Genomic DNA, 11,439 nt, shown 5'->3' on the forward strand with positions numbered 1-11,439 from the left:
CTCAGCCGAACCACTTCGTCATGGGATTGACCACCGAACCGTCCTGCCACACCATCAGGTGGAGATGACATCCGGTGGAGTAACCGCTGTCTCCGACGTAACCGATGAGCTGCCCGCGCGACACGCGCTGACCGACGCCCACGACGTAGCGCGTCGCGTGGTTGTAGCCGGTGGTGACGTAGTCACCGTCGATGAGGCCATGATCGATCATCAGCCGATTTCCGTAGCCGGCGTTGTAGTACCGCTCCGAGACCACACCGGCGGCCGCCGCCCTGATGGGCGTGCCGCAGGCCGCTCCGAAGTCTGTGCCGTCGTGCAGCTTCCAGTATCCGAGCACAGGATGCAGACGCATGCCGTAGGAGGACGTGATTCGCGCGGGTACGGGGTAGATGAAACCGGAACCGCTGGACGTCGCGGCTGGCTTCGCCGGGGCCTTGGCCGGCGCGGGGGCCGTCGACTTGGCGGCGCTGCGGGAGGCGGCCTGCTGGCGGGCCGCGGCGTCGCGGGCCGCCTTCTCTGCCGCGGCCTTTTCTGCGGCGGCCTTCTCCCGGGCCGCCTTCTCCGCCGCGGCCTTCTGTGCCGCGATCCGCTGCTGGATGCGCTGCTCCACCGCTGCGCTCTCGGCCGCGAGGGCGGATTGGCGGGCCTCCTCCGCGGCCAGCTGACCAGCCGCCGCGCGCTCGGCCGCGGCCGACTCCTCGACGAGCTGGGCCACCTGCACCCGGAGGTCGGCGGCTGACGCCGTCGCGGCCTCACTGGCCTTCAACTGTTCGGCGGCCGCAGCCCTGGCCTGCGTCGCCGCCTGCTCGGCCGCGTCCGCGGCCGCCTGCGCGTCCTCGAGCATGAGGCGACGCATCTCGAGTTCGTCGAGTTCCTTGGCCGATGAATCGAACAACGTGTCCGCCAGCTGCGCCCGCTGGTTGAGGTTGGACAGCGTCACGTCTGAGAACAGCAGGGCCAGATTGAGCAGTCCGTGGTTCTGCTGGGTGGTGACCAGGATCTCCTCGTCGAGGCGCCTGTTGACCGAGTCCAGCGCGGCGAGCGCTGCCGCGACATCCGCCTGAGCGCGGGCGAGGTCCTTTTCCGCCTGTTCCAGCTCGGCAGCGCGCTGCTGATCAAGTGCGACGGCCACGCGTTCGGCCGCCTCCGCCTTGGCGAGCTGTGCCTCGGCGGTGGCGAGGCGGCTCTGCGCGGACTGACGGGCGGCCACCGCGGAGGCCAGATCCGCGTTGGCGTCCTCGACGGCATCCGCCTGCGAGGCCAGCTGCTGCTGCAGCTCACGCTGCCGGTCATCGAGCTCGTCCGCCGGCGATGGCACAGCCAGCGAGGCGGTGAGCGCGATGCCGGCGATCGCGGCGACGATGCCGCGGGCGATCCTGGACGTCATTGGGTGGCGAGCATGGGGGACATGGGGAAGTTCCCGGTTCACGCTGGTCCCTCCTTTGGGGCTGCTAGATGCGCAGGTACTTTCTGGTGGCCAACAGCGTGGGAATGACCGACAAGGCGATCCCCACTGCCGCAATGGCCAGAATGGCAGTGACAAGGTCTCCCCAGCCAATCCACGGTAAAGCGGTGATTGAGGTTTGGGCGTTCTGCACGATGACCACCCAGTACCCGAGGGTGAGGGCACCGGAAGCCAGCAGGACGCCGATGAGGCCGGCGATGAGCGACTCCAACAGGAAGGGCAGCAGGATGTAGAGGTTCGAGGCACCCACGAGCCGCATGATGCCGATCTCCCGCCGGCGGGTGAAGGCGGCCATCCGGATGGTGTTGGCGATCTGGAGCGACGCGGCCAGAAGCAGCAGCGCACTCATAGTGATGGTTCCCCATTGCAGCGCGCCGAGCCATTTGAACATGGGCTCCAGCACGGTGTGCAGGTCCTGGACGTTCTGCACGCCCTGAAGCCCCTTGGCCTCACTGACCAGCCCGGCGTAGTTCTCGGGGTTGACCAGCCTGATCCGGAAGGAGTCCTGCATGTCCTCGGCGGTCCTGGAGGCGACCACCGGGGAGTCCTTGAACACGCGCTGGAACTCTTCGAAGGCGGCCTGCTTGGATTCGTAGACCACCTCGCTGACCTCCGGGTTGGCCTCCAGCGTCTGCCGGATCTGCTCCCGCTGCGCCTCGGTGGTGGCCTTGCCGGCCTCGCATCGTCCGCCCTGCGTGTTCTCGGTGCACAGGAACACCGAGATCTCGATCTTGTTGTACAGGCTGCGCTTGGCGAGGTCGACCTCCATGGACGTCAGCAGGCCGGCGCCGAGCAGGGCGAGCGAGACGCCCATGGTGACGATGACCGCAATGGTCATCGCCAGGTTTCGTCGGAGACCGGACCAGGTCTCGCGAAGGGAATGCCGCATGTGTCTCTCCGTCCCTACGCCGACCCGTAGATGCCCTTGGCCTGGTCGCGCACGAGCTCTCCGTCACGGAGTTCGAGCACGCGGCGGCGCATCTGGTCGACGATGGTCGAGTCGTGGGTGGCCATGATCACAGTGGTGTCGACCTTGTTGATGCGATCGAGCAGCTTCATGATGCCGACCGACGTCTCCGGGTCGAGGTTGCCGGTGGGCTCGTCGGCGATGAGGATCTTGGGACGGTTCACAAAGGCACGCGCAATGGCCACCCGCTGCTGCTCGCCGCCGGAGAGTTCCTCCGAGGCGCGGTCCGCCTTTCCGGCGAGACCCACGAGCTCCAGAGTGTCGGGCACGATGGACCGGATCTCCCTCGCCGGCTTCCCGATCACCTGAAGAGCGAAGGCCACGTTCTCGTACACGGTCTTGCCCGGGAGGAGTCGGAAGTCCTGGAACACCGTCCCGATCTGGCGCCGCAGCGCCGGGACCTTCCACTGATTCATGGTGCTGAGGTTCTTCCCCGCCACGTAGAGCGTGCCCTTCGTGGGCCGGTACTCGCGCAGGATCAACCGGATGAACGTCGTCTTCCCTGACCCCGACTGCCCCACCAGGAACACGAACTCGCCGCGACCGATCTCGAGGTTGATGTTTCGCAGGGCAGCGCGCTCCTGGCCAGGGTAGAACTTGGTGACGTCCTCGAACGTGATCACGCGGCACTCCGACGGTTGGGGAAGATCCTGAGAAACTCTCAGTTGAAACGCGAGTCTAGATCACCACTCAACGCTTGCCTAATGCAACACGCAGTGCGCGGGCGCTTGGATCAGGACTGCATCTCGCTCTGCTTGCGCCACCGGATGCCGGCGTCGATGAAACCGTCGATGTCCCCGTCGAACACCGCGTCCGGGTTGCCCACCTCGTGCTCAGTCCGCAGGTCCTTGACCATCTGGTAAGGATTCAGGACGTAGGAGCGCATCTGCGCGCCCCAGGAGTTCCCGCCGTCGCTCTTGAGGGCGTTGAGTTCCTTCTCCCGATCCTGGCGGATCCGCTCGAGCAGCCGCGACTGGAGAACCCGGAGCGCGGCCGCCTTGTTCTGCAGCTGCGACTTCTCGTTCTGGCAGCTCACCACGATGCCCGTGGGAAGGTGCGTGATGCGCACCGCGGAGTCCGTCGTGTTGACCGACTGTCCCCCGGGGCCGGAGGACCGGAACACGTCGATGCGGAGATCGGCCTCCGGGATCTCGATGTGGTCGGTCTCCTCCGTGACTGGGAGGACCTCGACACCCGCGAACGAGGTCTGCCGACGCCCCTGGTTGTCGAACGGGGAGATGCGCACCAGCCTGTGCGTGCCCTGCTCCACCGACAGCGTGCCGTAGGCGAAGGGTGCCTTCACCGCGAAGGTCGCGGACTTGAGGCCGGCCTCCTCCGCGTAGGACGTGTCGTAGATCTCGACCGGGTACCCGTGACGGTCCGCCCACCGCAGATACATGCGCATCAGCATCTCGGCGAAATCGGCGGCATCCACACCGCCGGCCTCGGCCCTGATCGTGATCAGGGCATCTCGGGGATCGTAGTCGCCGGAGAGCAGGGTGCGGACCTCCAGGGCCTCGATGTCCCGCGAGAGCTTGACGAGGTCGTTGACCACCTCGGCACGCGCGTCGGCGTCGCCCTCCTCATCGGCCAGCTGCATCATCATCTCGGCATCGTCGAGACGGCTGCGAAGCCTGATCAACTTGTCGACCTCGCCCTGCTTGGCCGACAACTGGGAGGTCACGCGCTGCGCGTTGTCCTGGTCGTCCCACAGATCGGGCGCGGCCACCTGCTCTTCGAGCGAGACGATCTCGGAGCGGAGCGTCTCGACATCTGCCACCGCCTCGATGGACGACAGGGAGCGAGCGAGTTCTGAGATGCGCTGGGAGAGATCATCGTGAGCCACAATCGACAATCCTACCTGCAGTTGCACCACCGTCGCCCTGCCACAATGGAGCCTCGACAGAGAAGAGGTGCCTGATGGCAGGGACGAAGGACCGGCTGAAGACGGATCTGGCGGCCGCACTGCGCGCCAGGGACGAGGTGGCCAAGACCAACATCCGGATGATGATGGCTGCCATCACCGTCGAGGAGGTGGCCGGCAGCACGGCGCGCACGCTGAGCGACGCCGAGGAACTGGCCGTCATCACCAAGGAGATGCGCAAACGCCGGGAGTCGGCGGCCACCTACGCGGACGCGGGCCGGGCGGACCTCGCGGACAAGGAGAACGCGGAGGCGGAGTTCATCTCGCACTATCTCCCCTCCCCCCTCACCGAGGACGAGCTGGTGGGACTGGTCGACGAGGAGATCGGCAAGCTGGCCGAGCCCCCCACGATGAAGACGATGGGCGGCTTGGTCAGGGCCGTGACGGCGCGCGCCGAGGGGCGGGCGGAGGGCAAGGTGATCGCAGCGCTCGTCCGGTCACGATTGGCCTGACCGGCGGTGGTCGCAATGGCGTGAGTGGCCCGGCCGTGGCCGCATTGGTTAGGGTTGGGTCATGACGGGCGCATAGCTCAGTTGGTTAGAGCACCTGCCTTACAAGCAGGGAGTCGGGGGTTCGAGTCCCTCTGCGCCCACCGTTTCGCGGGAGGAGGCGACATGTCCGAGGGCCGCCGCTTCCTGCCCCCCTCCCCCGACGACGATGGTGCCGGCCGTCCCGCACAGCGTGTCGCGGCCGTGTCGGCCCCGGAACCCCAGCCATCCCGTGGCGCCCGTCGCGCGATGCCCGCACCCGCGACGGACGACGGCACCCGTCGCGCCTGGACCTGGCTGATCACCCTCGGCGTGGCGCTGTCGGTCGCCGTGGCGGTCATGTTTCTCGCGTTCGGCCAGAGGGACCTCACCACCGCACCCACGACGACTGACCCGGCACCCTCTCCGGGCGCGTCGGGCTCCGCGTACGCATCAGGGTCAACCAGCCCCGCACCGTCGGCGAGTTCTGCGGCGCCCTCCCCCACGGCGTCGGACGCCGGCTCGACGTCGCCGCGGCCCACGTCCGCACCGACGCCCTCGCCGGAGGTGATCGATCTCGGCGATGCCACCGTGACCGTTCCCGCGGGTTGGGAGATCTACGCCGACGAACTGGTCCAGGATTCACGCCGGCTCGTGCGCCTCCGCGATCCCGCCACGGACACGCGGGTTCAGGCGGTCACCCTGACCAGCGTCGAGGGGGAGCTGGACCAGGCGTGCAGGGACCTCGTCACGGATCAGCAGGAGGGATTCGGCGGTGTCGCCGAGTCCGTCGTCATCGACGTGCCCCTCACCGGCGCCGCGGCCGCGGTCTCCTGCGCCTTCACCGGAACCCGGACGGCAGACGGCGTGGCCGCCAAGGTGGAGTTCACCCTCATCCGGCGGGACTCCGACAGCCAGTCGCTGCTGTTCCGCGACACCGTCGCCACCAGCCTGGCTCCCGACTCTCCCGCACTCGCCCAGCTCACGGCCATGGAGTGCGCGGCGGCCCGGAGCTTCGGTGTACTGATCGGCTCGTGTTAGCCGACTACCGGCCTCTCACTCCTGACCGGGACGGCGGCTCAACTGGTCGAACACCGAACGTAGTGTCATCCACCACTGATCCTTGGGGCGCTGCAACTCCCAGTCCATCGCATCGGTGACCTGCCGCAGGGGCGCCATCAGTCCGGGTGCGGCGCTGTGGGCGGCGACGTAGGTGGTGGTGCCCTCGCCGAGTTGCTGATCCAGGTTGATGATGGCCTGGTAGGCAAGGCGCGTGGCGTTGATCCGGTCGAAAGGCGAAGGGGTGCCACCCTGCTGGATGTGCCCGATCACCGCCTGACGCACGGAATAGAGCCCGTGACCCTCCGCCTCGAACATCTTGGCCAGGACATCGGAGGTGTAATGCTCGCTGGTCTCCTCCCCCATGACCGCCAGGTAGAAGCTCCGACCGGTCTCGAAGGCGTCGACGAGCGCCTCCACGTCGGTGGACAGCTCCTCCAGCGAGATCCCGGTCTCGGGCAGGTACGCCTTTTCCGCACCCCCTGCGATGCCCCCGAGCAGCGGAAGGAATCCGCAGGTGCGGCCCATGGTCTCGACGACGAAGGCGCGCTTGCTCGCCGACGCGGACATCCGCACCATGTCGATGGACTGTACGACCGTATTGAGGGCGGTGTCCGCTCCGACCGCCATCGGCCACCCCGGAAGGTTGTTGTCGATGCTCGCCGGCAGCAGCGCGATCGGGATGTTGAACGCCGGGTAGCGCCCCCGCTCCCGCTCCATCATGTCCACCGTCGCGTACGCGTGGAAGCCACCCATCACCAGCAGCGCGTCGATGCGGTTGTCCTCGAGGGAGCGCGCCATCTGGTACAGCTCGCTCTCCTTCGGGACGTAGCGGCGCGTGCCGAACGAGGCACCGCCCGTGTGGGCCATACCCTCGACGTCCGACCAGACGACCTCGTGGAAGTCCCCGTTGATCAGGCCCGGCACGCCACCCCGGATGGCGACCATGTCGTACCCGCGGTCCAGGCCTGAGCGCACCGCGACGCGCGCCAACTGATTCATGCCCGGCGCGAGCGCACCGGCGTGCATGATGGCGATGCGCTTCGCGTCGGCCGACGGCGCCACGCTGGGCGTCGCCTCCGACAGCATCCGGTAGATGTCGATCATGGTGGTGAAGCCGTGACCTCTGGCCTCCACCGCCGCGTCGTAGTCGCCCCGGGCGATGTAGTCACTGATCCGGTGGGTCGCCTCCACGGCTGCGAGGAGCGGCGTTCCACTCACGGCGTCGCGACGGACTCCCACAAGGACCGGCTCGGTGTCGTCGTCGGCCTCCAGCACGCGCCGCACGGCCTCCACTCCACAGGCGGTGGCCATCCAACGATCGTAGGCCGATGGCGTCCCACCACGCTGCACGTGCCCCAGGATGGTGATGCGGGCCTCCTCGCCCGCCTTCTCCCGGAGCACGTCACGAATCCGGTCCGCCGTGATGGGCGTGCCGTCCCGATCCGCCGCACCCTCGGCCACCACGAGGATCGAATCGCGCCTGCCGGCGGCGCGACTCCGGGCCAGCACCTCCACCATCCGGTCCTCCCAGCCGGGCCGCGGCGGGGACTCGGGCAGGAAGGTGTAGTCCGCACCGCCTGCGATCGCGCTCATCAGCGCCAGGTAGCCGCAGTGGCGTCCCATGACTTCGACGATGAACGTACGCCGGTGGGATTCGGCCGTCGAGCTGATCGCGTCGATGGCCTCGGTGATCCGGTGCAGCGCCGAGTCCGTCCCGATCGTCATGTCCGTCCCGGACATGTCGTTGTCGATGGATCCCACCATGCCGGCGATGTGCAGGCGGGGGTGCGCATCCGCCTGTTCCCGGGTGATGCGTCCCGATTCGGCCAGCTCCGCGACGTAGGCGGGCCAGCCCAGGCACAGGTGTCTGCTCCCCGTGAGCGAGCCGTCGCCCCCGATGACGATCAGCCTGTCGATGCCGCGCTCGATGAGGTTCTGCGTGGCCGTGATCTGCCCCTCGCGCGTCCTGAACTCCATGGACCGGGCGGTCCCGATGACCGTACCGCCCTTGTTGAGGATGCCTGAGACGTCACTCCAGCCGAGTTGCGCGATATGGTCCCCACCGGCGATGGCGCCCTGCCATCCCTCACGGATGGCGAAGACCTCAGCACCCGCGTGGATGCCGGTGCGCACGATGGCGCGCACCGCGGCGTTCATGCCCTGGGCGTCTCCGCCCGAGGTCATGACCCCGATCCGCTTTGTCACTTGCGTGAGCCCTTGGGGCGGACGACCTTGGTGGCCTGCCAGTCGGCGGCCACGTTGGCCGTCCTCGTGAGCGACAGGCCCGCGATGGTGACGCCCTCGGCCACCGAACTCGGCCCGATGAAACCTGGGCGTCCCACCTTCGGGGTCATCAACCAGATGTAACCGGAATCCGTGAGGTCCGTGAGGGCGTCGACGAGTCCGTCGGCCACGTCGCCGTCCTCGTCGCGCCACCACAGGATGACCACGTCGACGGCCTCGATGGGCTCGTCGATCATCTCCGCGTCGATGATGTCCATGACGTCGTCACGGAGATCAGCGTCCACGTCCTCGTCCCATCCCAGCTCTTGCACCACCAAGCCAGGTTCAAGCCCCAGAAGCTCTGCTCCGGTCACTCCTTCATTGGTCGATGCGAGGCCCTTGCCGTCTGCGTTGTCCACGGGCCCAAGCCTGCCAGATGGCTGAGGTTCTCGCATCACGCCCCCGACAAAGCTAGGCGTCCCCGCCTGCATTGCCGGACGAGCCGGCTGTCACATCGTCGAGCCTGTACCTGGCTGCCGCCTCGGTGGCCCACTCCTGCGGGACCTCACCGGCCGCGGCGAGGCGCTGCAGAACTGCCACCGCGATGGACGGCCCGTCGATGTTGTAGAAGCGACGGGCCGCCGCGCGGGTGTCGGAGAAACCGAAGCCGTCCGCGCCCAGCGTCATGTAATCCCGCGGGACCCACTGCCGGATCTGATCAGGGACGGCGCGCATGTAATCCGACACCGCGACGACCGGGCCGGCTGTGTCGGCGAGCTTCTCCTCCACCCAGGTGCGCCCGTGGTCCGTGAAGGGCTCGGCGAACCTCTTCTCATCGAGGTCGAGACCCTCCCGCCTCAACTCGCCCCACGATGTGACGCTCCACACGTCCGCCACGATGCCGTTGTCCGCCTTGAGGATCTCCTGCGCCTCGAGCGCCCACGGGAGGGCGACGCCGGAGGCCAGGATCTGAGCCCTGCGCGCATCCGGCCCGACGCCCTCGCTGTTGCCTGCCTTGTACCGGTACATGCCGCGCAGGATGCCCTCCACCTCGATGCCTTCGGGCTCCGCGGGCTGCACCAGCGGCTCGTTGTAGACGGTTAGGTAGTACATGATGTTCTCCGGGTTCTCCCCATACATCCTGCGGAGGCCGTCCTTGATGATGTGCGCGATCTCGTAGCCGTAGGCAGGGTCGTAGGACACCACCGCAGTGTTCGTCGAGGCGAGGATCGGGGAGTGTCCATCCATGTGCTGCGTGCCTTCACCCGTGAGGGTGGTGCGGCCCGCGGTGGCGCCGATGAGGAATCCCCGTGACAGCTGGTCCGCCGCCGCCCAGATGGCGTCACCCGTGCGCTGGAACCCGAACATGGAGTAGAACACGTAAATGGGGACCATGGGCTCGCCGTGCGTGGAGTACGCCGACCCGGCGGCCGTGAAGGCCCCCAACGACCCCGCCTCGTTGATGCCGGTGTGCAGGATCTGCCCCGTCTTGGACTCGCGGTAGCTGAGGAACAGCTCGTTGTCCACCGGCGTGTAGTTCTGGCCGTGGGGGTTGTAGATCTTGATGGTGGGGAAGAACGCGTCCATGCCGAACGTTCGTGCCTCGTCGGGGATGATGGGGACCACCCGTGGCGCGAACTCCTTGTCCCGCATCAGGTCCTTCAGCAGGCGCACGAACGCCATCGTGGTGGCCACCTGCTGATTGCCGGATCCCTTGCGGGAGGACTCGTAGGCCTTCTCCGCCGGCAGCGAGATGAACTTCTTGTCCCCGCGACGCTCCGGCACGTACCCACCCAGCTCGCGGCGGCGGTCCTGCAGGTACCTGATCCGGGGATCCTCCTGCCCGGGATGGATGTAGGGCGGGCGGTACGGATCCGCCTCGAGTTGCTCGTCGGTGACGGGGACGTCCACCCTGTCCCGGAACGCCTTGAGGTCGTCGAGCGCCAGCTTCTTCATCTGGTGGGTCGCGTTGCGGCCGGCGAAGTGCTTGCCCAGGAAGTAGCCCTTGATGGTGTGGGCGAGGATGACGGTGGGTGCGCCGGTGAAGTCGGTGGCCGCCTTGTAGGCCGAGTACACCTTGGTGAAGTCGTGACCGCCGCGGGTGAGCCGCCAGATCTCCTCGTCCGACCAGTCCTTGACCATGGCCGCGGTCCTCGGGTCACGGCCGAAGAAGTGCTTGCGGACGTAAGCGCCGTCGTTGGCCTTGAAGGTCTGGAAGTCTCCGTCGGTGGTGGCGTTCATGAGGTTGACCAGCGCACCCTCGGAGTCGTTGGCCAGTAGCGGATCCCAACCGCGGCCCCACACCACCTTGATCACGTTCCAGCCGGCCCCGCGGAAGAAGGCCTCGAGCTCCTGCATGATCTTGCCGTTGCCGCGCACCGGGCCGTCGAGACGCTGCAGGTTGCAGTTGACCACGAAGGTGAGGTTGTCCAGCTCGTCGTTGGCCGCCAGTTGCAGGACGCCGCGCGACTCGACCTCGTCCATCTCCCCGTCCCCGAGGAAGGCCCAGACACGCTGTTGGGAGGTGTCCTTGATGCCGCGGTTGTGGAGGTACCGATTGAACTGGGCCTGATATACCGCGTTGAGGGGTCCCAGCCCCATCGACACCGTCGGGAACTCCCAGAACGAGTCGAACTGGCGCGGGTGCGGATAGCTGGGCAGCGCCCGTAGCTCGCCGTCGACGTAGTGCGAGTGCTCCTGGCGGAAGCCGTCGAGGTCCTCCTCGGCGAGGCGCCCCTCCAGGAATGCGCGGGCGTACATGCCGGGCGACGCGTGGCCCTGGAAGAAAATCTGATCGCCGCCGCCGGGGTGGTCCTTGCCACGGAAGAAGTGGTTGAAGCCCACCTCATAGAGAGTGGCGGACGAGGCGTACGAGGCGATGTGCCCACCCACGCCCACCCCAGGACGCTGCGCCCGGTGGACCATCACGGCGGCGTTCCAGCGCAGCAGGCGGCGTACGCCGCGCTCCAGGGTCTCGTCTCCCGGGAAGGCCGGCTCGGTGGTGGCGGGGATGGTGTTGACGTAGTCCGTGCCGGTGAGGGACGGGACGCCGATCTGCCGGTCCCTGGCGCGTTCGAGGAGCTTGAGCATGACGTAGCGGGCTCTGTTCCGGCCCCCCGCGTCGATCACGCCGTCGAGGGACTCGAGCCATTCAGCGGTCTCCGCCGGATCGATATCGGGCAGGTTGGTGGGCAGACCGTTGAGGATGGGTCCGACATCGTGCTGGCTCACGAAAGTTCCTCTCGATGAAACAAAAGCGGCGGCACGCGCAGCGGGGCCCATGCCGGATACCCACCCTAGCGCGAGGCTCTGACGGATTCCTGGCTCAGGC

The 11,439-nt window shown here is 67.5% G+C and carries 9 protein-coding genes and 1 tRNA gene; 3 read left to right on the top strand and 7 right to left on the bottom strand.

What is annotated here, in order from left to right:
- Position 1: 1 nt before the first annotated feature.
- The 4 genes from ACX1D0_RS05465 to prfB form a co-directional block, all read right to left on the bottom strand.
- Positions 2-1,387 carry a M23 family metallopeptidase gene (locus ACX1D0_RS05465; RefSeq protein ID WP_459019871.1) on the bottom strand — a complete coding sequence of 462 codons (1,386 nt, stop codon included), beginning with the start codon at positions 1,385-1,387 and terminating at the stop codon, positions 2-4.
- Positions 1,388-1,451: 64 nt separating this feature from the next.
- The gene (ftsX, locus tag ACX1D0_RS05470) at positions 1,452-2,354 is read right to left on the bottom strand and encodes a permease-like cell division protein FtsX (protein WP_459019872.1); all 903 of its coding nucleotides are present in this window, start codon (positions 2,352-2,354) and stop codon (positions 1,452-1,454) included.
- 14 nt (positions 2,355-2,368) lie between these two features.
- A complete protein-coding gene (gene ftsE / locus ACX1D0_RS05475; RefSeq protein WP_459019873.1) occupies positions 2,369-3,055 on the bottom strand; it encodes a cell division ATP-binding protein FtsE in 687 nt (228 codons plus the stop codon).
- Positions 3,056-3,165: 110 nt separating this feature from the next.
- Positions 3,166-4,278: a peptide chain release factor 2 gene (gene prfB, locus ACX1D0_RS05480; RefSeq protein WP_459019874.1), complete on the bottom strand. Its 1,113-nt coding sequence runs from the start codon at positions 4,276-4,278 to the stop codon at positions 3,166-3,168.
- Positions 4,279-4,352: 74 nt separating this feature from the next.
- Here prfB and ACX1D0_RS05485 point away from each other — a divergent pair, with 74 nt between their 5' ends.
- The 3 genes from ACX1D0_RS05485 to ACX1D0_RS05495 all read left to right on the top strand — a co-directional run bounded on the left by ACX1D0_RS05485 (position 4,353) and on the right by ACX1D0_RS05495 (position 5,864).
- Positions 4,353-4,808, top strand: coding sequence for a GatB/YqeY domain-containing protein (locus ACX1D0_RS05485; RefSeq protein ID WP_459019875.1), 456 nt, complete (start codon positions 4,353-4,355; stop codon positions 4,806-4,808).
- A gap of 66 nt (positions 4,809-4,874) precedes the next feature.
- Positions 4,875-4,948, top strand: a tRNA-Val gene (locus ACX1D0_RS05490).
- A 22-nt stretch (positions 4,949-4,970) separates the two neighbouring features.
- Positions 4,971-5,864, top strand: coding sequence for a hypothetical protein (locus tag ACX1D0_RS05495; RefSeq protein WP_459019876.1), 894 nt, complete (start codon positions 4,971-4,973; stop codon positions 5,862-5,864).
- A gap of 15 nt (positions 5,865-5,879) precedes the next feature.
- Here ACX1D0_RS05495 and ACX1D0_RS05500 read toward each other — a convergent pair whose 3' ends face one another.
- The 3 genes from ACX1D0_RS05500 to aceE are packed head-to-tail and all read right to left on the bottom strand — an operon-like array spanning position 5,880 to position 11,390.
- Positions 5,880-8,090, bottom strand: a complete 2,211-nt coding sequence (locus tag ACX1D0_RS05500) for a 6-phosphofructokinase (RefSeq protein WP_459019877.1) — start codon at positions 8,088-8,090, stop codon at positions 5,880-5,882.
- A complete protein-coding gene (locus tag ACX1D0_RS05505) occupies positions 8,087-8,563 on the bottom strand; it encodes a DUF3052 domain-containing protein (RefSeq protein ID WP_459020393.1) in 477 nt (158 codons plus the stop codon). Before ACX1D0_RS05505 ends, ACX1D0_RS05500 begins: the two co-directional genes overlap by 4 nt.
- 16 nt (positions 8,564-8,579) lie before the next feature.
- On the bottom strand, positions 8,580-11,390 hold the full coding sequence (gene aceE, locus ACX1D0_RS05510) for a pyruvate dehydrogenase (acetyl-transferring), homodimeric type (RefSeq protein WP_459019878.1): 2,811 nt from the start codon (positions 11,388-11,390) through the stop codon (positions 8,580-8,582).
- Positions 11,391-11,439: the final 49 nt, after the last annotated feature.

The sequence above is a fragment of the Tessaracoccus pujii genome (genome assembly GCF_054483895.1).